Genomic DNA, 21,776 nt, shown 5'->3' with positions numbered 1-21,776 from the left:
AAATAGGTTTTTAATTGATTGTTTATAAATCAAAAATCTTGATTATTTTCTATTAAACTTTCTCTGCTGGTTCTAATATACAAGGATATTGTGAATCGCCTAATTCAACTTGTATTGTTGAGTGATCGATACCAAAGTTATTATGTAACTCCTGACAAATTTGGAATAAAAATTTGTCACCTGGATGACCTTGAGGAATAATCAAATGTGCTGTCAAGGCAGTTTCTGTGGTACTCATTCCCCAAATATGTAAGTCATGAATTTGAGTTACCCCTGGAAATTCAGACAAATAAGTGTAAACAGCACGCTCATTAATTTTAGTAGGAACTCCATCAACTACTAAGTGAAAAGACTCTTTTAACAGTTGCCAGGTGTTGACAATAATCAATATACTAATAATTAAGCTAAAGGCTGGATCTAGCCAATACCAATGGGTTAGGAGAATTACAATTCCTGCCAAAACAACCCCAACCGATAGCATAGCATCGGCTATCATATGGGAGAATGCGGACTTGATGTTAATATCATTTCGACGACCGGAGAGAAACATTAAGGCAGTACCAGTATTAATAATAATACCTATCGCTGCTATCCAAATAATTGGACTACCTTGCACATCCCTAGGATAGAATAATCGCTCAAGTGCCTCGCAAGCTATTCCTCCTGTTACTAGTAATAAAGATACTGCATTCAAAAATGCGGCTAGAATTGATGATTTTCGCCAACCATAAGTCTTTCGACTTGATGGTTGGCGGCCGGCGACTAAACTAGCTATCCAGGCTAAAATTAGCCCTAAAACATCACTTAAATTATGTCCTGCATCCGCCGTCAAGGCAATTGAGTTGGAGAGAAACCCTCCTATAAACTCAATTAATACAAAACTTATATTAAGCAGTAACCCAAGCGCAAAGGCACGATTGTAACTAGTAGGATTATGATGATGTCCATTACTTGCAGTAGGCTGTTTATAGTGAGAGTTAGTATGATGATAATGACGTGTCATTTATAGGATCTTAGATATACAATTTGACCTAGTTTAATCTAAAACAGTAATAACTATTTTTTCTCTAAAAAATATAAAGTTTGTGGCAATGTCCGTCTTTTAAGCTAAATTTAATGATTTTAAAAAGTGAAATTTAATCCATAAGTGACCATGACTAATCTAATTTTAGTGATTGATAGATTTATGATAGATTCTATACTTTTTTGGTTTTTAACTTTTTTTACTTGTATGTTTAAAAAATAAAATTTATAAATAAATTGACGAATAGTTTACTTGGTAGCTATTTTTAAAAAAAATAATATGAATGCATGTTTAAAACCTCTTTTAAATTAACAAAAAATAGTATGTTTTAAATCAACTAATAATCACGTGTCCTTATTAGCCTAAATATATATAATCTTTATTAAGATTGCTAGAGAGACTTAAAGTGAGATATGTTTAAATATTAACTAGTGTTTAATAATTTTATTTTTAACGAATAAATATAGTATTCATGTATTTTTTTCTTTATATTACGTACTGAATATTGTTATATAATACTATTTATTTAAAAAATATTGAAATATACCAACTTTACTTTCTTAATTATTGGCTGTAAAATACAGGTTTTTAAAAACCTTTGGGAGTATTATTTGTCCCTAATACTTAAGGAAATGACTACGTTATGTATACTGTCTTTAACAAAGATAAAGGATAAATATTATTATCCCGTAGGATAAGCAGATTCTATTGTTGATGTTTATTTATAAAAGTATTCTAGAATTTACTAATTTAAACCAAATTTCTATTAGAGTTTCTGATAATAAAAATAACTTTTTCCGAACTATTTTCATTAATCGAATAATCAGCACTTTCTAACCTTCATATCGTTTTACTAAGATTTTCAACCGCAAAGTAATGTGATGTTTTCAGTATAATTTCTCTTTATTGCATAAAATTGCAGCAAAATTACTGTCGACAATTTATATTGAGGTTGATAGTCTTCTAATTGATACTAAACTCTGGCATAAGGATAAAATAAACCATTTTAAATTTTAGAAGTTAGCTATAAAAATACTCAGATTTTTCTAAATTAGAAATAATAATGGCGGCGTGAAGATAGTGAGTGATTTGTATCACAATTAGACATTATCAACCTGATTAATTGATTCCCTCAGCTATTTCTGGGGAAACTGCTAATTCTTCTAAACGTTCCTGTTGATCCTGACTAATACAAATTTGGATTATATCCTCAATATCTCCTTCCAAAACCCCCCCAAGAGCAAAATTTTGACCTAAACGATGATCCGTTATCCGATTGTCTTTATAGTTATAAGTCCGAATTTTTTCAGAACGTGCCCCTGTTCCTACCTGAGACTTACGCATCGAACTAACAGCGTTTTGTTGTTCCCGCAACTTTACTTCGTACAACTTTGCCCGCAAAATTTGCATTGCCCGTTCACGATTTTGTAGCTGCGAACGCTCTTCCGTACAGAAGATACGGATACCCAAAGGTTTATAAAACAAATCTACTGCCGTTTCTACCTTGTTGACATTCTGTCCCCCTGCTCCCCCTGAACGTGCTGTCGATATATCAATATCTTTAGGATCAATATCGACTTCTACTTCATCCACTTCTGGCATAATTGCCACCGTTGCGGTTGAAGTGTGAATCCGTCCTCCCGCTTCTGTCATAGGAACGCGTTGTACTCGATGAACTCCGGCTTCAAATTTAAGTTTGCTATAAACTTGTTCACCTTTAATTTCAAGAATGACTTCTTTAAACCCACCCATATCCGCGAGGGACTCACTCACTAGCTTAACCGTCCATTTCTGACCTTCTGCATAACGAAAATACATCCGCACTAAATCTCCAGCCCAAATACTGGCTTCATCTCCTCCAGTACCAGCGCGAATTTCTAGCATAATATTCTTGTCATCGTTAGGATCACGAGGAAGTAACAGGATTTTTAATTTTTGTTCTAAATATTCTAACTTTTTTTGTAACTCCTCCACCTCTAGGGACGCCATTTCTCTCATGTCGAGATCACCTCCAGCATCTTTAAGAATCTGTTTAGCCCCTGTTAACTCCTTTTGAGTTTCTTTCCAAGTCTCATAAGTAAGAACAGTTTTTTCTAAAGATGAACGTGCCTTAGCTACCCGTTGAAGTTCATCAGGGTTGGTAGCGATGTCAGGATCTGCTAGACGGTAGGTTAACTCCTTATAGGTTTGTTCAACAGATTGTAACTTTTCTAATAGATAAGACTCAGCCATAGGATTCTCTTGACTTTAATATTTCTAATTTAACAATAACAATATTATGTTAAGGGATTTATTTTCAACTCGGGTTGAATTAACTCAAGAATTACGATATCCGTTTAATAGACTGAAAATTATAAACTTTCTTAGTGTTTCTCTCTTGCATGCATAATAAACTAACTATGTTTGAAGTGAAACTTTTATGATACGACTAGAGTATACGGCAGCTGTTGATTTAACTTTTTAGGATGGAATTATTTTCAGTCTACCCTTGTGGGGAATAAAAATACTAGTGATAAATCGTTTCTTTACTCACTAAAAATGTATACATTAAGTGTAAGTGAAAAATAATATAGACTAGGGATCTTTTTGTAATAATCTTAACCAGATAGTTTCTAGACAGCTAAATTTGTTAATAACTCATAGATTAGTATATTAAATTTCTTTTAGCTTTAAAAAGTTAAATTGATGATTTTTGACAGTATCTGACTTAAAATTTACTTGGTACCGCTAATATTCCAAACACAGCATATTTTTTTATCTTTATTTCAAAAACTGTGAACCCAGCATAATTTATGCTGGGACACTAATATCAATCGCGTTACTATTTTTTAGAATCATCAGATGTTTGTTCAGATTTCCTATTGCCTCCTGTACCAATATTTCCATACCGTTTTTGGAAGCGATCAATTCGTCCTTCCGTATCGATCATCTTCTGAGTTCCAGTGTAAAAAGGGTGGTTTCCCGACCAAACTTCCACATTGATTTCGGGTTGAGTCGATCCTACTGTCATCACAACTTCCCCATTACAAAATACTTTCGATTCGGGGTACCAACTAGGGTGAATGTTCGGTTTAGCCATAAAACTCCTTCTGCTATGATTTACTAATGATTGTTGACAAAAATTGTGGATTACCGTTTTGAGTATTGATGCGCTTTACGAGCTTTATGTAAGCCGTATTTCTTCCGTTCCTTTGCCCTAGGATCACGAGTTAAATATCCTTCAACTTTCAAAGGTTGGCGATTTTCAGGAGCTAACTCACATAAAGCTCTCGCTACTCCAAGTTTGACGGCATCCGCTTGACCGGTCAACCCTCCTCCATGAGCAGTGACTAAAATATCATAGTCATTTTCTAGCCCTAAGGTTTCCAACGGAGCTTTGATAGACTGAATATAGGAAGCAATTCGGTTAAAATAAATGTCTCCAGGTTTTTTGTTAATGGTAAGTTCACCACTACCAGGCACTAACCGAACTCTTGCGATCGCTGATTTACGACGCCCAGTGCCCCAATAAACGACTTTGTCTTCAGGCGCATTAACTTGCATCAATTTTTTCCTCCATTAGGAATAGTATTAATATTAAGTGATTCAGGATGTTGTGCCTGATGGGGATGGGTCGCTCCGGTGTAAACTTTGAGTTTTGTAAATAACTTACGACCCAAAGCATTTTTTGGAAGCATTCCCTTGACAGCTTTTTCGACAATTCTCTCAGGAATACGAGCTTGAAGCTTTTCAAAAGTCTCTATTTTCATCCCCCCCGGTCGACCTGAATGACGACGGTAGAGTTTTTGGGTGTTTTTTCTACCAGTTACCATAACTTTTTCGGCATTGATTACAATAATGAAATCTCCTGTATCCATATGGGGAGTAAAAGTGGGTTTATTTTTCCCCCGCAAAACTTTTGCAATCTCACAAGCGAAACGCCCCAAACGTTGGTTAGCTGCATCGACAACATACCATTTATGTTCAATATTTTCTAGGGTTGAAGTTAGGGTTTTATTCATGGAGGACTCAGTTAGTAATTAAAAGAAAGTTTATTTTATTCAGTTTTCTAGGAACTGATGGCACATATTTATAGGCTGCTCAGCCACAGAAAACTGTGGTTCAAAATTTTGATGAAATACAAAAAAGGGTTGGTTATCGAACCAAACACTATAGGGAAAAGGACAATCTTGATAACCTACCCTTAGCAAGCATAGTCCTTTAGCCGGGGCAGAATATTTAACCTCTTCTCTTCGTTGATTCATCCAGATATCGGTAAAGTTATCAGCAGAACGCTTACCATTTCCTACCTCAACTAACATTCCTACTAATAAGCGCACCATTCCATATAAAAAACCGTTGGCTTGAATTTCTAGATGAATAAATGGCCCCTGTCGGTAACAATGAGCTGCTTGAATCTCAACCCAACAATGATCACGCTGGGAACCTGTACGACAAAAGGCTGCTAAATGATGTTTTCCCATCAAGGGTTTAAGAGCTGTGTTCATCAAAGATTCATTCAAAGGCGAATGATAATAGTGCCAACTGAAGGGTTTTACAAATAGGTTTGGCTGTTTGTCAGTATATAGAGTATAGCGATAGCGTCGCCATCGAGCTGAAAAACGAGCGTGCCAGTTTTCGGTAACAAGGGCTGAGGCTCGGATGAGAATATCTTCGGGTAGACGAGAATTGAGAATCTCTGCCCATCGAGTGGCGGGAATGGGACTATAACAGTCGAAGTGAGCTACCTGAGCGGCTGCGTGAACTCCTGCATCTGTTCGTCCTGCACCGTATAAGGTAACTTTGGTTTCAAGGACTTGGATAATTGCTGCTTCGATCTCAGCTTGAACCGTTCGTCGTTTGGGCTGCCATTGCCAACCATGAAAGCAACTGCCCAGGTATTGAATAACTAGGGCAACTCGTTGTTTTTCTAGTGGTTGGGTTCGCTTCATAAACTCGATAACAAATTTTAAAACACTTTAGACGAGTTCAATAATAGCCATTTCTGCATTATCTCCGCGACGACGCAGAGTTCGGGCAACTCGAGTGTAACCCCCATTGCGATCACTATAGCGCTCTTTGGCCTCTGCAAATAGGGCATGAACTAACTGTTTATCGTATATATATCCTATTGCTCTACGTCTAGCTGCTAAAGAGCCGTCTTTTGCTAAGGTAATCATTTTTTCCACCTTAGAGCGCACTGCTTTGGCTCGAGTTTTAGTAGTTGTAATTTGACCGTGACGGATTAGCTCTGTTGTGAGTGATCTTAACAAAGCTTTCCGTTGGTCTGCTGGCTTTCCCAGTTGGGGAACGCGACATTGATGGCGCATGATTTTTACTCCTCCTAAAGTAAATTGTAATGTAATAAGTCAAATTTGAGGACTTAGATCAAGGTTTAGTTTTTTCCTGAGGTAAAGTAATGCCCAACCGTTTTTGTAAAGCTTCAATCACTTCTTCAGCAGACTTCTGCCCAAAATTCTTAATTTCGAGAAGGTCCTCTTGACTATAATCCAATAAATCTGCAACTGTATTTATCTGTGCCCTTTTTAGACAATTGTAAGCTCGCACCGAAAGTTGTAGTTCTTCAATAGGAATCTGACTTTGAGGATTGTCGTCATCTTGATAATCAGGAGAACTAGTTTCAAGTTGATTAAGATCTTTAAGAGGACTAAATAAATCTACTACAATCTCTGCTGCTTCGGAAAGAGCATCTTTTGGATTAAAACTACCATTCGTCCAGATCTCTAAAATCAGTCTGTCTTTAGGCTCAGCCCCATCTCCCCTAATGTCTTCTACACTATAATTAACTTTGGTGACCGGCATAAAAACTGCATCGATCTGCAAGAAATCCAGAGAAGAAGATTCATCTTTGTGGCGGGAAATTCCCTTATATCCGGTTCCTCTTTCTACTCGAAATTCCATCTCCAACTTTGCCCCTTCTGTCAGGGTAGCAATGTACTGGGTTGGATCAACAGCTTCCACTTCTGAGGGTAACTCAAAATTTGCCGCAGTTACCGTAGCTTCTCCTCTTGCTACCAGGCGGCCAATTTGCGGCTTATCACTATAACTTTTAAGGACAATTTCCTTCATGTTTAACATGATTTCTAATACATCCTCTCTAACCCCTGGGATGGTAGCAAACTCGTGGTTAACTCCCGCAATGCGAATCGCCGTGACCGATGTTCCCTCTAAATTAGATAGTAATACTCGCCTCAGAGCATTACCCATTGTCGTTCCTTGTCCTCTTTCTAGAGGCTCTAGGGCAAACTTACTATATTGACTTTGATTTTTCTGAGTCTTAGACTCAACACACTCAATTTGAAACTGCGCCACGACCATGACCTCCCTTCATTGTCAAATGCCCCTACGACACGGATTCGTGCCTTGTTTAACGCCAACTTTTTACTTTTCTGAAAGTTTATAACTGCTGGCTAAACTCGACGTCTTTTTGGTGGACGACAGCCGTTGTGAGGTATAGGGGTAACATCCCGAATAAGAGTAATTTCCAGCCCTGCGCCTTGAAGAGCACGAATAGCTGTTTCACGTCCTGCTCCTGGCCCACTGACCATGACCTCAATTTGCCGCATTCCATGATCAATTGCTCGTCGAGCGGCTGAATCGGCCGCGGTCTGTGCCGCAAAGGGAGTTCCTTTCTTCGCACCCTTAAAACCGCTTGAACCAGCTGATGCCCAAGAAACGACGTCACCTTTTGTATCAGCAATGGTAACGATAGTATTATTGAAGGTAGATTGGATGTGAGCAGTGCCATTAGGAACATTCTTCTTCTGTTTCTTTGCACCGCTTTTTTTTGTTGGTCGCGCCATAGTTCTTTACTGAATTTTCTGTCTAACTCAATTACCAATAGAAACTCATTATTTTTTAGAGGGGACTTTTTTCTTACCAGCAACGGTAAGTCTTCTACCGCGACGAGTACGGGCATTGGTCCTAGTCCGTTGTCCACGCACTGGCAGCCCTTGACGATGACGACGGCCTCTATAGGTTCCAATATCCGCCAAACGCTTTATATTCATTGCCTCCCAACGTCTCAAATCCCCTTCGATTTGACAGTTCGCTTCGATATAAGCACGTAGACTAGCAACGTCTTCATCACTTAAATCTATAACTCGAGTATCGGGACTAACCCCTGTTTCTGCTAAAATCTTTTGAGACCTCGATAAACCAATGCCAAATAAATAAGTTAGCCCAATCTCCACTCGTTTATCCCGAGGCAGGTCTACACCAGCTATCCTTGCCACGTTTTTTCTCCCTCTATAATATTGCTGTTTGCATTTCTAGAAATTGTTTCACTCTCGTGTAACGACAACGACTAACCTTGACGTTGCTTGTGTTTAGGATTGGTACAAAGTACCATCACCCGCCCACGCCGTCGGATAACCCGACATTTGTCACACATTTTCTTCACTGATGCTCTAACTTTCATTTTGGTTTTTAAAGCTTCGACTGCAAGCTTACTATTGTAGCAATAATTATCTTTAAATTTAGCTAGTCTAACGAATTTTTTAAGGAATTGTTATCGAGCTTCAGTCTACTAACTATTTATTTTTTAGTTTTTAGCCGATAAGTAATTCTTCCTTTAGTTAAGTCGTAAGGGGTCAATTCAACCTTCACGCGATCACCTGGCAGAATTTTAATATAATTACGGCGTATTTTTCCTGAAATGTGAGCTAATACATTAAACCCGTTATCAAGATCAACTCTAAACATAGCATTAGGGAGGGATTCTATTACTGTTCCCTCCATTTCAATTAAATCTTGTTTGGACAAAAGATTAAGCCTCAAATGGTACTTTTGGAAAAGGATTAGGTAGAGATCTGAGCTAGGAATAGGTAAGTTTAAGCCGTCTGACGTATAAGCCTTATAAACCACTCTCCGCCTATTTTATCAGAAATTTTAAGGTCGAGGGATTCGTCGATTTCTGGTCAACTACGTCACTAAATTAAGTAGTGATAACTTCTTTCAAAGAAGCGGTTACCTGTTCTAGTGGGAGGTTTCCATCCACAGAAGTAAGTCGACATTGTTGTTGATAATAATCAATAACCGGCTTTGTTTTCTCTCGGTAAACTTCTAATCGACGACGAATAGTTTCTTCATTATCATCCTCGCGACCTCTTAACAGAAGCCGTTCAACAAGTTTATTATCAGACACTTCTAAATTAATAGCTTGTTCCGAAAATTTTCTAAATTCTAGTAATAGTTTATCCAAAAAAGTTGCCTGAGAAACATTTCGGGGAAACCCATCTAAAATCCATCCACTTTGGACATCGTCTTGGTTAAGTCGTTCTCTAATCAAGTTTAACAGTAACTCATCAGGCACTAACTCCCCCTTGTTAACGTAATATTGAACTCTTTTCCCTAATTTTGTCTTTTTAGAGATTGCTTCTCTTAACATTTCTCCGGTCGAAATATGAGGAATTGTTAATTGTTCTGATAAAAGTTGGGCTTGGGTTCCTTTTCCTGAACCTGGTGGTCCTAAAAAAATTAATCCCTTTGCATGACTCATAGCTATTGTTTGTCTTAAAGTTAGTTAGACTTGATGAGAAATAGGGACTGAGAGTAATTAAACTTCCTTATTCCCTATATTATCTACTGTTTAATCATTCCCTCATATCTTTGAGAGATGACATAAGTTTGGATTTGTTTAGCAGTATCAATGGCGACCCCTACTAAAATTAAGAGAGAAGTTGCTCCTAGTCCCCGGAAAGTTGTAACTCCAGTTGCTCCTTCAACTAAAGTAGGAACAGTTGCGACAATGCTCAAAAATACGGCTCCTAGGAAAGTCAAACGGTTAAGAACTCCTTCTAAATACTGTTTAGTTTTATTTCCTGGGCGAATTCCTGGAATACTTGCCCCCATTTTCTTAAGATTTTTAGAGACATCTTCAGGGTTCATGATTAGGGAAGCATAGAAGTAACTAAAAAACAGAATTAACAATGAGTAGACTCCAATATAAGTCCAAGTTCCAGGACGTAACGTATTAGCAATTTGTACCAACACCTGACTAACTGGTCCTTGGTTACCAAAAAATCCTGCTAAAGACTGGGGTAAAATCAAAACGGCAGAAGCAAAAATAATCGGCATTACTCCACCTTGATTTAACCGTAGAGGTAAATAACTAGTTCTTTCTCTGTATAATCTTCGTCCTACCTGACGACGAGCTGAAATAATGGGAATGCGTCTGGTTCCTTCTTGAACAAACACAATTCCCACAATCATAATCAGAAATACTAGCAAAAGAATTACAACTTGGGCTACAGCTTGTTGACCGCCTGTTTGGGCATAATCTATAGTATTCCCCAAAGTTCTCGGTAAACTTGCAACAATATTAACGAAAATCAATAAGGATGCTCCATTGCCAATGCCTCGTTCTGTGATAATTTCTGACACCCACATGACGAACATCGAACCAGCTGTTAGAGCCAAAACTGTTTCAGGGACAAACCAAAATTGGTCATTAAGAGCATACTGTCTCAACAAACCAATAGTAATGCCTGAACTCTGGACAATACACCAACCTAGGGCGACGTAGCGAGTGATCTGAGAAATTTTACGCCTTCCTGCTTCTCCTTCATTTTTTTGTAAATCTTCCAAAACAGGGATAGCAGCCGTTAATAACTGCATAATAATAGAGGCATTAATAAACGGGAGAATTCCTAAGGCAAAGATTCCTAAAGCGGCAATTCCTCCTCCTGTAAAAATATCTAAAAAACCTAAAATAGGACTATTACTAATAGCGGCGGCAAAGGCTTCACGATCAATTCCTGGAATAGGAATAAAAATGCCAAAACGAATTAAAATCAATAATCCAATGGTGATCAAGAGCCGACCTCTAAGACCGGCGGCTTGAGCCATTTGTAAAAATGTCTCTTGTGCTGTAGGCGTTTTATCTCGACTGACAACCATTAATGGCTACCTCAGTTATCAATGATCAATTATTACTTATCAATTGTTAATCGTTTTCGGTGTTTTTGGGGTATTATTTCAATATAACTCTTTCCAACTTCCTCCAGCTGCTTCTATTTTTTCTTTAGCAGTTTTGGTGAAAGCCGCTGCTTGGATTGTTAAAGATTTCTCTAGATTTCCATTTCCCAACACCTTTAATGGACCATCATTACTCGTAATAACTCTTTGTTCAATCAAACTCTCTAGGGTAACCTCGGTCTGAGGTGACAGAGAATTTAATTTACCCACGTTAATAATGGTGTAGTTATGGGGATTAACTATAGAAAAGTGTTTTAATTTGGGAACACGGCGATAAAGAGGCATCTGTCCACCTTCAAATCCGGGTTTTGTACCTGTTCCTGATCGTGACTTTTGCCCCCGCATTCCAAAGCCACAACTTGCCCCTTTTCCAGCAGAAATTCCACGCCCAGAGCGACGACGGCGTCTTTTGGAGCCTTCTTTTGGGGTTATTTCATGAATTCTCATAATTTTTTTGTTTTAGACGTTTAATGTTTAGGCACTCATTCTTCCTTACACCTTGATAATCCATTTGAGTTTAGGGATTAGCTGTAAAGATATTCTAGGGGAACCCCCCTCTCCTGGGCTACATCAGAGAAAGTCCGGATCCCCTCAAGAGCGTTAATCACGGCCCTAGCATTGTTAAGAGGATTACTTGAGCCAAGTTGTTTAGCAAGAATATTTTTCACCCCTGCTAATTCCAAAACGGTACGTACAGCTCCTCCAGCAATTACCCCTGTACCTGGGGCAGCAGGTCTAACAACAACTTTAGCTCCTCCAGAAATACCTTTAGCAATATGGGTAATGGAGTCAGCTTTGTTCAAAGATACTTCTATTAGTTGTTTCTTGCCATCAGCGACTCCTTTACGAACTGCCCCAATAACATCCCCAGCTTTGCCAACGCCGACGCCGACTTGTCCATTTTCATTGCCAACGACGACGATAGCACGAAAACTCAATTTTTTACCGCCTTTAACAACTTTACTGACCCGGCGAATTTGAATTACCCGTTCTTGCCAGTTGGTCTCTTTCGCTTTTGTTCGGCTGCCTTTACGACGCTTTACCATAATTTATACTCTTACATTGAGATATTAGTTCGTTATATTTAAAACTGTAATCCAGCTTCACGGGCTGCATCTGCCAATGCTTTAACTCGTCCATGGTAAAGATTTCCCCCTCGATCAAAGACGACTTGTTCAATTCCCTTATCGATAGTCCGTTGAGCAATCAATTTGCCTACTGCGACTGATGCTTCACAATTAGCCCCTGAAGACAAAGATTGTCTTAAATCTAGTTCTAAGGTCGAGGCGGCGGCTAAAGTTTGCTGAGCTATATCATCAATAACTTGAGCATAGATATGCTGATTGGAACGGAAAATTGCCAGACGGGGGCACTCAGTCGTGCCGCTGACTTTTTTGCGAATCCGCCGATGGCGACGTTGAGCTGATTGTCTACGCGTAAGTTTCATATTTATTTTTTACCTGCCTTACCTGCCTTACCTGCCTTACGTCTGACAAACTCGCCCAGATAGCGAATGCCTTTGCCTTTATAAACTTCTGGGGGACGGACAGCACGAATCTGGGCTGCAACGTTGCCCACAATTTCTTTATCGATGCCACTAACCACCACTTGAGTGTTGTTTTCAACTACGACTTGAATGCCTTGAGGTACAATCATTTCAACGGGTTTACTGTAGCCTACATTCAGAATAATTTTACTTCCTTGGGTTTGAGCTCGATAGCCGACCCCTTGGATACTGAGACGTTTTTCAAAGCCTTTAAATACTCCCTCAACCATATTGGCAATAAGAGTGCGGCTAAGTCCGTGACGCTCTTTTGCAGTCCGAGAATTATCAGCTCGTTCTATCACCAGGGTGTCCGACTCTTGAAATACTTTGATTTTTTCCGAAAGGGTGAGATCCAACGATCCTTTAGGTCCTTTAGCTGCCACATATTGCCCGTTAATCTCAATAGTGACTTTATTAGGAATGAGAATGGGGCGTTTACCAATACGAGACATAGGTTTAATTACCAGTTATCAGTTCTTATTTACTATTTACTGAAAACGCTACCAGATGTAGCATAAAATTTCGCCACCCACGTTTTGACGTCTTGCTTCTCGGTCAGTCATAACTCCTTTGGAGGTAGAAATGATTGCAATACCAATGCCGCCAAGTACTCGAGGCAAGTCTTTTCGCTTAGAGTAGACTCGTAGCCCTGGTTTACTTGCCCGCTTAAGCATACTAATAATGGGTTGACGGCTTTTGTCTTTGTACTTGAGAGTCAGGAGAAGAAATTGTTTCACTCCTTCTCCTGTTTCTTCGAAGTCTTCAATGAAGCCCTCTTTTTTGAGAACTTGAGCAATGCTACGGGTCATTTTTGTGGTCGGCACTTGGGTGGTAGAATGCCGGACGGCACAAGCATTGCGGATGCGAGTTAGCATATCTGAGATAGTGTCGTTAGGTGCCATTATTGCTTAAGGTGAATTTCTCCTATAAAGTCGCTGATTAACCAACAGTTACTAGCAGGCAGGCTCCGTATAAAGCGGAGTAATATGGTGACTACTTGCGGAAGGGCATTCCCATTTCTCTGAGTAAAGTGAGTCCTTCTTCATCAGTCTTTGCTGTAGTAATAATTGAGACATCCATCCCCCGAATTTGGTCGATGGCGTCATAGTCAATTTCAGGAAAGATAAGTTGTTCGCGGATTCCTAAACTATAGTTACCTCGCCCATCGAAGCTTTTATCACTGATACCACGAAAGTCTCGAATCCGAGGCAAAGCTAGGTTAATCAGACGATCCAAGAAGGAATACATTCGCTCTGACCGCAGGGTAACCATGACCCCGACAGGCATTCCTTCACGAATTTTAAAGCCAGCGATTGCTTTTTTCGCTCGGGTAACAACGGGTTTTTGTCCGGTGATAGTAGACAGTTCACTAATGGAAGATTCTAGAGCTTTAGCATTTTGAGATGCCTCTCCTAATCCTCTATTGACGGTGATTTTAACTACTTTAGGAACTTGATGAAGATTTTTGTACCCAAACTGTTCTTTGAGTTTTGGGACAATGGTGTTTTGATAAAAAATTTTCAGGCGTTGAGTCATGGTATTTTATCCTTCATTTCCCTGGGCTTGGTCAGGGAAGGAATTGATCATTAATTAAGGAACGGGTTAACTATCCAGGGATGATAATCGATTTTTCCTCATCTTAGTCAATAATTTCCCCAGTTTTCTTAAGCATCCGTACTTTACGTCCCTCTTCTGTGAAGGTGTAACAAATTCGGCTGGCAACTTTTTCTTTGGTGGAATACAACATAACGTTAGAACTGTGAATCGGGGCTTCAAAAGTAGTAATTTGCCCAGATTCTCCTTCCTGCCGAGATTTAACGTGCTTTGTTCTCACATTAACTCCTTGAATAAGGACTTTACTGGTCTTGGGATTGGTTTTAATAATTTGCCCAACCTTTCCTTTATCTCGACCAGAAATCACTTGAACGGTGTCGCCTGTTTTGAGGTGCATTCTATACCGTTGGAGCTTTTGGTTTTTTTTATTACTCATTTAGATTACCTCCGGAGCCAGAGAAATGATTTTGGTAAAGTTTTTATCGCGCAGTTCCCGCGCAACTGGTCCAAAAACACGGGTTCCTCTCGGATTACCATCGTCATTGACGATAACAGCGGCATTGTCGTCAAATCGAATACTCATACCGGTTGCCCGTTTTTGTGCTTGACGAGTCCGCACAATAACGGCTCTGACAATATCAGACCGTTTGATTGGCATGTTAGGGATGGCGTCTTTGACGACAGCAATAATGACATCGCCAATCCTGCCGTAGGTACTGTTTCCAGTTCCTAAGACTCGCAAACACATTAACTTGCGAGCGCCACTATTATCAGCGACATTTAGATAAGTTTGCTGTTGAATCACAGGGCTAACAAAAGAACTAATGGGACGTTAAAATTTCTGCAACTACCCAGCGTTTGGTTTTGCTGAGAGGTCTTGTTTCTCGAATGCGAACTCTATCGCCTTCTTGACATTGGTTTTCTTCGTCGTGAACTTTAAATTTTTTCGTTTTCACGATAATTTTTCGATATTTTGGGTGAGGAGAACGGTTCTCAATAGCAACAACAACGGTTTTGTTCATTTTGTCACTGACGACAACTCCTACTCTTTCTTTCACTGCCATAGTTTACTCTGATTCCTCCTCTAAGGTTGATTATGAGATTTTAGTTGCCGTGGACTCTAACTTTGGTAGTATATTTGAATTACCTACCCGAATCTGACGTTCCCGCTCCACGGTGAGAAGTTGCGCTAAACTATGGCGTACATGCTTAAATTCATGGGGTTTTTCTAAGCGGCGGGTTGCTTGCTGAAATCTCAGGTTAAATAATTGACGCTTGGCAGCTAAAATTTCATCAACCAGTTCTTCATCGTTGAGCTTTCTTGCATTTTCTATCTTAGGTAGGGGCATAATCTTAGGTGTATTCCTCCTCTTTAGTTATAAACTTCGTTTTAATTGGCAATTTTTGGTCTGCTAACCGCATGGCTTCTCGCGCAATGGATTCAGTCACTCCCGATAATTCGAACATTATTCGACCAGGTTTAACCACTGCAACCCAGTATTCTGGATTGCCTTTACCCGATCCCATTCGAGTCTCTGCGGGGCGCATAGTAACAGGTTTATCGGGAAAAATCCTAATCCAGATTTTCCCACCCCTTTTGATATGACGGGTCATGGCGCGTCGAGCAGCTTCAATTTGACGAGAGGTAATCCAACAGGGCTCAGTGGCTTGTAGGGCATATTCACCAAAGTTAAGGGTATTACCTCGATAGGCCATTCCCCTCATTCGCCCTCGCTGCTGTTTCCGAAATTTAGTTCTTCTAGGACTAAGCATTGTAATTATCCGCTATAAGTTCATAGTTAGTCGTTAATAACCATTAAATAATTCACTATTGACTATATTTACTTAATTTTTGTTAACTTACTCTTCATTTGAGCGATCTTCAAATTGTTGACGGCGACGTTGACGACGGGGCGCCTGAGTCGGCATGGGAACAGGTTGTTCTTCTTGACCAGGAATGATTTCTCCTTTGAATATCCAAACCTTAACCCCTAATATGCCATAGATGGTTTGGGCGGTGCGGTAGGAATAGTCAATATCGGCTCGGAGAGTATGCAAAGGAACTCTTCCTTCCCTCACCCATTCAGTCCGGGCAATTTCTGCTCCGTTGAGGCGACCTCCTACTTGAATTTTTATGCCTTTTACTTCCGCTCGTTGTGCCCGTTGAATGGCTTGACGGACAACACGACGGAAGGAAACTCTTCGCTCAAGCTGTTGGGTAATATATTCAGCAATCAAAGCTGCGTCAGCATCGACTCGCGATACTTCTATAACATTGATGCGAATTTGACGGTTACCGCCTAATTCCTGTTGTAAGCCAACACGTAGTTGCTCTATACCACTACCTCCTCGCCCAACGACAACTCCTGGTCGTGCTGTATGAATAGCGAGGTCGATCTGATCAGCTTTGCGCTCGATACGAATGCTAGAAATACCGGCATTACTAAGATTTTTAGTGATATAATCGCGAACTTGGCGATCTTCTTGTAATAGTTCTGGGTAGTGTTTAGCATCAGCGTACCAACAGGATTTATGTTCTTTGGTAACACCGAGACGAAACCCGATTGGATGTATCTTTTGTCCCATATTGAGGTAAAAGGAGGAAAGTATTAAGGGTTTTCGTTAGTTTTCTGCTGCATTGGGTGCGACGGCAACCGTAATGTGACAAGTGGGTTTGCGAATTTGATAAGCTCGCCCTTGAGCTCTAGGTCGGTAGCGTTTTAGGCTTGGCCCGCCATCAGCGTAGGCTTTACTGACTACTAAAGTTGCCCGATCTAACCCTTGGTTATGTTCTGCATTAGCTGCGGCTGAACGCAGGACCTTGAGAATAGGCTCACAAGCCCTATAGGGCATGAATTCAAGAATAATTAGAGCTTCCCGGTAGGAACGCCCACGAATTTGAGCCAATACCCGCCGCACTTTTGCTGGTGACATTCGGATGTAACGAGCAAGCGCTTTTACTTCTACTGTCGTATCAACTGTCATTTTTTTAGTTAATAGTTAATAGTTAATAGCTTTTGACTATTGACTACTAGTTTGGTTATCGACGACCCGATTTTTTATCGCTTTTGGCGTGTCCTCTAAAGGTTCGGGTGGGAGAAAATTCTCCCAGTTTATGTCCCACCATCTGTTCTGATACAAAAATGGGTACATGTTGTTTTCCATTGTGGACGGCAATGGTATGACCAACCATTTGGGGAACGATAGTTGAAGCCCTTGACCAAGTTCTAATAACCTGTTTTTGTCCTTTTTCGTTGAGTTTTTCGATTTTAGAGAGAAGACTATCGGCAACAAACGGACCTTTTTTAAGAGAGCGACCCATAAGCAGTTCAATGGTAAAAATTTAGTGATTAATTTCCTAAAGGAATTACATTTTTCAGGCAAATTATTTCGTGCGACGGCGCACAATTAGTTTGGAACTCTGTTTTTTCTTATTGCGGGTTTTGGCCCCTAATGCAGGCTTACCCCAGGGTGTCATTGGTCCACTACGACCAATGGGGGCGCGTCCTTCTCCCCCACCGTGGGGATGATCTACCGGGTTCATGACACTTCCTCTAACGTGAGGCCGTCGTCCGAGATGACGAGTCCGTCCGGCTTTTCCAAGTGTGAGGTTTCTGGCTTCGATATTGCCCACTTTACCAATGGTGGCGTAACATTCTTTACGAACCATGCGGACTTCTTTTGAGGGCAATCTTAAAGTGACATAATCCCCTTCTTTAGCTACCACTTGAGCAGCTCCTCCAGCAGCACGTACTATTTGTCCTCCTTTCCCTGGTACTAGTTCAATATTATGAACTTCGGTTCCTAGAGGAATTCTAATCAGAGGTAGGGCATTACCGACTTCAAAGGAGGCATTTTCCCCGGACACCACCATGCTTCCAACAGAGATGCCGGCTGGTGCTAATATGTACCTTTTTTCCCCATCTTGGTAGAATAAAAGAGCAAGACGGGCATTACGGTTGGGATCGTACTCAATAGCGGCAACTTTCGCGGGAATATTGTACTTGTCGCGGCGAAAATCTATTAATCGATAAAGACGCTTATGTCCACCTCCACGATGACGACAGGTAATCACCCCTCGGTTATTGCGCCCTTTGGGATTGTGCTTGGATGTGGTTAATGATTTTTCCGGCTTACCTTTGGTGATTTCTGAGAAATCCGAGACAGACGCTTGTCTAGTTCCTGGAGTACAAGGCCGATAAGAACGAATACCCATGATGATAGTTAATAGTTAATCGTTAGCGGTTGATAGCAAATATTTTGGTTTGTCAGAGGCCTTCTTCCATATCTTCATATATATTGACTGATTCTTTAGACATCAGGGAACAAGACAATGGAGTCCCCCTCTTGTAAAGTCACGGTCGCACGTTTATATAAAGGCTTATACCCAACAAACTTGCCCACTCTCTTTTTTTTGCGTGGGGGGCGAGCTGTGTTAACCTTCAAGACGCTGACCTTAAATAAGCTCTCAATGGCAGCCTTAATTTGGGACTTATTTGATTTAAGAGCAACTTCAAAGACATATTTATTATCTTCTAAAAGTAAGGTTGCTTTTTCAGTAACAATTGGCTTAAGAATTAAATCAGCTAAGTTGCGGGGGTCATAGTCAGTCACTGTAAACCTCCTGTATTTTGCTTAAGGCTTCTGGGGTAACAACAATTTTTTTGGCTACTAACAAATCATAAACATTTAAACTATCAGCTTTTAACAGCTTTAGATAGGGAACGTTACGGGCGGATAAATAGACGTCATTGGAGATATCCGACAAGATCAAAATGACTTGTTTACCTTGTTTTACTCCCCAACGGCTCAAAGCCGAAACTAATTCTTTAGTTTTGGGTTGAGAAAAGTTAGCAGCAAAGTTTTCTACAATCACTAGGTCTTCAGCACGGCTTTGGAAGGCAGTTCTCAAGGCTAACCGACGCTCTTTGCGGTTCATCTTGAGGTTAAAGTCCTTAGGTTTAGGTCCAAAAATAACCCCCCCACCTCGCCATAATGGCGAACGATTAGATCCTGCCCTAGCTCGTCCAGTTCCTTTTTGTCGCCAGGGTTTACGTCCACCTCCTCTAACTTCAGCACGAGTCTTACTTGAGGCAGTCCCTTGACGAACATTTGTCTGTTGCCGTACTAAGGCACGATGAACTATATGAGCGGCGTTTTCTTCTTTAGCCACCTTTAACTCCAAGGTAGCTTGACCTACTTCTTCTCCTTGCCAGTTTTTAATAATACAATCAACCATTTTTAGCTCTCAGTTATCAGTTATCGGTCGTCATTGTTACACACGATTGATTATTTACCGACTTTTTTGGCGGGAGTAATACTAAGTAAAGCCCCAGACTTACCCGGGATTGCTCCTTTAACAAGTATTAGGTTTCGTTGACCATAGACTTGCACTACTTGAAGTCTGCGGATGGTAACTTGGGTTGCACCATATTGTCCTGCCATACGTTTCCCCGGATAAACTCTTCCTGGAGTAGTTCCGGCTCCAGTGGATCCTGGAAGACGATGGTTTTTCGACCCGTGGGTCATATTTCCCCGTTTAAAGTTATGACGTTTTTGATACCCAGCAAACCCACGACCGATACTTTTCCCGGCGATGTCGACTAAATCACCTGTGTTGAATATATCTGCTTTTATGGCATACCCTAACTGATATTGATTGGGATCATCTAGTCGATATTCTTTTAAATGACGCAAAGGCGATACGTCATTTTTTTTTAGATGCCCTAATTCAGCTTTGGTTAGAGCTTTTTCTTTAACTTCGGAATATCCAACCTGGATGGCACTATATCCATCTGTTTCAGACGTTTTAATTTGTGTGACGGTACATGGACCTGCTTGAACCACAGTAACGGGAATTGCGAGTCCCGTCTCCTGGTCGAAGATTTGGGTCATACCGAGCTTAGTTCCGAGGATACCAACAGCCACGGATTTTTTCCTCTACATTATTATATTATTTAGACAATAGGTCAGCAGCGATCAACCAGGGTAGGAGGCGCGAGAGAATACCTCTGCACTTCTCTATATCTTGGGTGACATTCTTAGATTCGGTATATCAAGAAGATGCTTGATTATACGTTTAACCAGTTAAATATACCTGGTTAAGGTGCCGTTTTCTCCTCAAGACTTAAGGATAGTTTGTAGTCCTCAGTATCTTTAAGGCGGCCTGGCAACACTAAGCTGCTGGATGCTCTCACGATACCTTATCAGCTAAGGTAACGGCTATTAGCTATGACGATAGTCATTAATGCTTTTTAGCCACAACTGTATATCATACAAGCAAGTGCCTATAAAAATCAACCCCTGAGTAGAATTTATTCAACCGTAGAGAGTTCTAAATTCAATAGTTGTTGTGTTATCAAGATTGCCAAGCCTTATTTATGAGGTGATTGCAGTCTCAAGTATCAATCCCATTAAGACAACAAAACAGTTTTGCTAATGAACCAATAATACCAACAACCACCTTGATCTAGATTATCTCGGTGTTTAAGTGCCTCCTACTCTTTATAACGGCTAGCACTCCGTCGCAGCTATTTCACTAGATACTGACGACATTTGTAAGTCTGTAGCTGGTTCACTTTTCTATGATGAAAACAATATCGTTTTTGATGGTTTTATTCCTTCTTCTAACACCATTGGTCTTCACTTCTGTCCTAATCATCTAAAGAGGCGGGTTCTCTTTGGATGAATGGATCTATAAATAGCAGTCCTTTTTGTAGGATTGATTTATTTACAGTTACAATGTTCTTCCATAATTTTAGTATGCTTCTACTATCATCTCTATGCTTCATATAAGCATCTTCATTTTTAACCCAAATTTCTTTCCCTAATATTTTTCCCGTTTTACTGTTTTTTCAGATTTTTTTGTTTCTATAAATTATTACAATCATTTTTTTCTAAAATTTACTATCATTAGATAATGTATTTATTTTAATTTTATTTCCTGTAATCTTTAATCTTAATTTTTAAGTATTATCTCTATTATTTATTTAAATATTCTATGCTAAGATAATAAACAAATTTTTGATATTTTTTATTTTATTTATTTAATTTCTTTTAAAAAGAAGAGAAGTAGTCCTTTTTATTGATGTGTTTTCCTATTGATTACATCTTATTTAACTTTGAGATAAATTTTTTTGATAAATCAACCTCAATTAATGCAAATTGTTATAGAGCTTAATCTAATTTATAATCTAAATTGTGGATAATAAATATAGATATAAATTATATTTATAATAATTTAATATCAATCAAAACTTTCATATTAAACAATTTATCTTATAACTATAGCTTTGGAACAATTTATTATTTGTAATTTAAACTCTGTCTCTATATTTGTTAAAAGCAATAAACATAAAACCATAAAAAATAAAAATATATCATAATAGTTTTAACACTCTAAAATTAACTCTGTAGCTATGATTAAAAATAAAATATTAATCAAACATTGTTTTAATTTCTTCTGCTTAGTATTTTTTGTCAAATACTTCTAATACTTCTTGTTTGAAGACTAAGGCGTAGACAAACTTTAAAGATACTTTAAAGTTTGATCATAGTAATATAACCACTGCTTATTTTACATCTTTTATCTGTTTATTAAATCTACCGAACTGAATTGACAATAGATACTTCTAATGAATAGTTGTTATTCTATCCAGCTTACTGTATTGTACG

At 39.4% G+C, this 21,776-nt stretch carries 32 protein-coding genes; all 32 read right to left on the bottom strand.

What is annotated here, in order from left to right; translation table 11 throughout:
- Positions 1-52 precede the first annotated feature (52 nt).
- Positions 53-1,003, bottom strand: coding sequence for a cation diffusion facilitator family transporter (locus ETSB_RS02425; RefSeq protein ID WP_044106055.1), 951 nt, complete (start codon positions 1,001-1,003; stop codon positions 53-55).
- Between the two features lie 1,140 nt (positions 1,004-2,143).
- A complete protein-coding gene (prfA, locus tag ETSB_RS02420; RefSeq protein ID WP_044106054.1) occupies positions 2,144-3,256 on the bottom strand; it encodes a peptide chain release factor 1 in 1,113 nt (370 codons plus the stop codon).
- A 589-nt stretch (positions 3,257-3,845) separates the two neighbouring features.
- The gene (gene rpmE, locus ETSB_RS02415; protein WP_044106052.1) at positions 3,846-4,103 is read right to left on the bottom strand and encodes a 50S ribosomal protein L31; all 258 of its coding nucleotides are present in this window, start codon (positions 4,101-4,103) and stop codon (positions 3,846-3,848) included.
- Between the two features lie 50 nt (positions 4,104-4,153).
- Positions 4,154-4,567, bottom strand: coding sequence for a 30S ribosomal protein S9 (gene rpsI, locus ETSB_RS02410; RefSeq protein WP_044106051.1), 414 nt, complete (start codon positions 4,565-4,567; stop codon positions 4,154-4,156).
- A complete protein-coding gene (rplM, locus tag ETSB_RS02405) occupies positions 4,567-5,025 on the bottom strand; it encodes a 50S ribosomal protein L13 (RefSeq protein ID WP_044106049.1) in 459 nt (152 codons plus the stop codon). The genes rpsI and rplM overlap by 1 nt, the downstream gene beginning before the upstream one ends.
- 39 nt (positions 5,026-5,064) lie before the next feature.
- Positions 5,065-5,955 carry a tRNA pseudouridine(38-40) synthase TruA gene (gene truA / locus ETSB_RS02400; RefSeq protein WP_044106047.1) on the bottom strand — a complete coding sequence of 297 codons (891 nt, stop codon included), beginning with the start codon at positions 5,953-5,955 and terminating at the stop codon, positions 5,065-5,067.
- Positions 5,956-5,982: 27 nt separating this feature from the next.
- The gene (gene rplQ / locus ETSB_RS02395; protein ID WP_044106046.1) at positions 5,983-6,333 is read right to left on the bottom strand and encodes a 50S ribosomal protein L17; all 351 of its coding nucleotides are present in this window, start codon (positions 6,331-6,333) and stop codon (positions 5,983-5,985) included.
- Between the two features lie 58 nt (positions 6,334-6,391).
- Positions 6,392-7,336: a DNA-directed RNA polymerase subunit alpha gene (locus ETSB_RS02390; protein ID WP_044107565.1), complete on the bottom strand. Its 945-nt coding sequence runs from the start codon at positions 7,334-7,336 to the stop codon at positions 6,392-6,394.
- Positions 7,337-7,434: 98 nt separating this feature from the next.
- The gene (gene rpsK / locus ETSB_RS02385; protein WP_044106045.1) at positions 7,435-7,827 is read right to left on the bottom strand and encodes a 30S ribosomal protein S11; all 393 of its coding nucleotides are present in this window, start codon (positions 7,825-7,827) and stop codon (positions 7,435-7,437) included.
- Between the two features lie 48 nt (positions 7,828-7,875).
- Positions 7,876-8,259 carry a 30S ribosomal protein S13 gene (gene rpsM / locus ETSB_RS02380; protein ID WP_044106043.1) on the bottom strand — a complete coding sequence of 128 codons (384 nt, stop codon included), beginning with the start codon at positions 8,257-8,259 and terminating at the stop codon, positions 7,876-7,878.
- Positions 8,260-8,330: 71 nt separating this feature from the next.
- The gene (rpmJ, locus tag ETSB_RS09130; RefSeq protein ID WP_084220176.1) at positions 8,331-8,444 is read right to left on the bottom strand and encodes a 50S ribosomal protein L36; all 114 of its coding nucleotides are present in this window, start codon (positions 8,442-8,444) and stop codon (positions 8,331-8,333) included.
- Between the two features lie 116 nt (positions 8,445-8,560).
- On the bottom strand, positions 8,561-8,788 hold the full coding sequence (gene infA, locus ETSB_RS02375; RefSeq protein ID WP_044107563.1) for a translation initiation factor IF-1: 228 nt from the start codon (positions 8,786-8,788) through the stop codon (positions 8,561-8,563).
- Between the two features lie 172 nt (positions 8,789-8,960).
- Complete coding sequence (locus ETSB_RS02370; protein ID WP_044106042.1) at positions 8,961-9,524, bottom strand: adenylate kinase; 564 nt, start codon at positions 9,522-9,524, stop codon at positions 8,961-8,963.
- Between the two features lie 83 nt (positions 9,525-9,607).
- Positions 9,608-10,924: a preprotein translocase subunit SecY gene (secY, locus tag ETSB_RS02365; protein ID WP_044106041.1), complete on the bottom strand. Its 1,317-nt coding sequence runs from the start codon at positions 10,922-10,924 to the stop codon at positions 9,608-9,610.
- Positions 10,925-11,002: 78 nt separating this feature from the next.
- Positions 11,003-11,449 carry a 50S ribosomal protein L15 gene (rplO, locus tag ETSB_RS02360; RefSeq protein ID WP_044106040.1) on the bottom strand — a complete coding sequence of 149 codons (447 nt, stop codon included), beginning with the start codon at positions 11,447-11,449 and terminating at the stop codon, positions 11,003-11,005.
- Between the two features lie 77 nt (positions 11,450-11,526).
- Positions 11,527-12,048: a 30S ribosomal protein S5 gene (gene rpsE, locus ETSB_RS02355; RefSeq protein WP_044106039.1), complete on the bottom strand. Its 522-nt coding sequence runs from the start codon at positions 12,046-12,048 to the stop codon at positions 11,527-11,529.
- A 38-nt stretch (positions 12,049-12,086) separates the two neighbouring features.
- Entirely contained in the window at positions 12,087-12,449 is a 363-nt protein-coding gene (gene rplR / locus ETSB_RS02350) for a 50S ribosomal protein L18 (protein WP_044106038.1), read from the bottom strand.
- A 2-nt stretch (positions 12,450-12,451) separates the two neighbouring features.
- Positions 12,452-13,000, bottom strand: a complete 549-nt coding sequence (gene rplF / locus ETSB_RS02345; protein WP_044106037.1) for a 50S ribosomal protein L6 — start codon at positions 12,998-13,000, stop codon at positions 12,452-12,454.
- Positions 13,001-13,048: 48 nt separating this feature from the next.
- On the bottom strand, positions 13,049-13,450 hold the full coding sequence (gene rpsH / locus ETSB_RS02340) for a 30S ribosomal protein S8 (RefSeq protein WP_044106036.1): 402 nt from the start codon (positions 13,448-13,450) through the stop codon (positions 13,049-13,051).
- A 91-nt stretch (positions 13,451-13,541) separates the two neighbouring features.
- Entirely contained in the window at positions 13,542-14,084 is a 543-nt protein-coding gene (gene rplE, locus ETSB_RS02335) for a 50S ribosomal protein L5 (protein WP_044106034.1), read from the bottom strand.
- A 103-nt stretch (positions 14,085-14,187) separates the two neighbouring features.
- Positions 14,188-14,538, bottom strand: a complete 351-nt coding sequence (gene rplX, locus ETSB_RS02330; protein ID WP_044106033.1) for a 50S ribosomal protein L24 — start codon at positions 14,536-14,538, stop codon at positions 14,188-14,190.
- Positions 14,539-14,907, bottom strand: a complete 369-nt coding sequence (rplN, locus tag ETSB_RS02325; RefSeq protein WP_044106032.1) for a 50S ribosomal protein L14 — start codon at positions 14,905-14,907, stop codon at positions 14,539-14,541.
- A 16-nt stretch (positions 14,908-14,923) separates the two neighbouring features.
- Complete coding sequence (gene rpsQ / locus ETSB_RS02320; protein ID WP_044106030.1) at positions 14,924-15,166, bottom strand: 30S ribosomal protein S17; 243 nt, start codon at positions 15,164-15,166, stop codon at positions 14,924-14,926.
- A 30-nt stretch (positions 15,167-15,196) separates the two neighbouring features.
- Positions 15,197-15,451, bottom strand: coding sequence for a 50S ribosomal protein L29 (rpmC, locus tag ETSB_RS02315; RefSeq protein WP_044106029.1), 255 nt, complete (start codon positions 15,449-15,451; stop codon positions 15,197-15,199).
- Positions 15,452-15,455: 4 nt separating this feature from the next.
- Positions 15,456-15,875, bottom strand: a complete 420-nt coding sequence (rplP, locus tag ETSB_RS02310; RefSeq protein WP_044106028.1) for a 50S ribosomal protein L16 — start codon at positions 15,873-15,875, stop codon at positions 15,456-15,458.
- 87 nt (positions 15,876-15,962) lie between these two features.
- Positions 15,963-16,688, bottom strand: a complete 726-nt coding sequence (rpsC, locus tag ETSB_RS02305) for a 30S ribosomal protein S3 (RefSeq protein ID WP_044106027.1) — start codon at positions 16,686-16,688, stop codon at positions 15,963-15,965.
- 36 nt (positions 16,689-16,724) lie between these two features.
- The gene (gene rplV, locus ETSB_RS02300; protein ID WP_044106026.1) at positions 16,725-17,087 is read right to left on the bottom strand and encodes a 50S ribosomal protein L22; all 363 of its coding nucleotides are present in this window, start codon (positions 17,085-17,087) and stop codon (positions 16,725-16,727) included.
- 55 nt (positions 17,088-17,142) lie between these two features.
- Positions 17,143-17,424, bottom strand: a complete 282-nt coding sequence (gene rpsS / locus ETSB_RS02295; RefSeq protein ID WP_044106025.1) for a 30S ribosomal protein S19 — start codon at positions 17,422-17,424, stop codon at positions 17,143-17,145.
- A 63-nt stretch (positions 17,425-17,487) separates the two neighbouring features.
- Entirely contained in the window at positions 17,488-18,318 is an 831-nt protein-coding gene (rplB, locus tag ETSB_RS02290; protein WP_044106023.1) for a 50S ribosomal protein L2, read from the bottom strand.
- Between the two features lie 95 nt (positions 18,319-18,413).
- Positions 18,414-18,716, bottom strand: a complete 303-nt coding sequence (locus tag ETSB_RS02285) for a 50S ribosomal protein L23 (protein ID WP_044106022.1) — start codon at positions 18,714-18,716, stop codon at positions 18,414-18,416.
- Positions 18,709-19,341 (bottom strand): 50S ribosomal protein L4, encoded by a 633-nt coding sequence (rplD, locus tag ETSB_RS02280; RefSeq protein WP_044106021.1) that lies wholly within the window; start codon positions 19,339-19,341, stop codon positions 18,709-18,711. Before rplD ends, ETSB_RS02285 begins: the two co-directional genes overlap by 8 nt.
- Before the next feature lie 50 nt (positions 19,342-19,391).
- Entirely contained in the window at positions 19,392-20,030 is a 639-nt protein-coding gene (rplC, locus tag ETSB_RS02275; protein WP_044106020.1) for a 50S ribosomal protein L3, read from the bottom strand.
- Between the last annotated feature and the right edge of the window lie 1,746 nt (positions 20,031-21,776).

It is taken from the genome of cyanobacterium endosymbiont of Epithemia turgida isolate EtSB Lake Yunoko, from assembly GCF_000829235.1.
Classification (GTDB): domain Bacteria; phylum Cyanobacteriota; class Cyanobacteriia; order Cyanobacteriales; family Microcystaceae; genus Rippkaea.
Note: the sequence above shows the minus strand (reverse complement) of the source record. Positions and strands in the feature narration are given on the sequence as shown.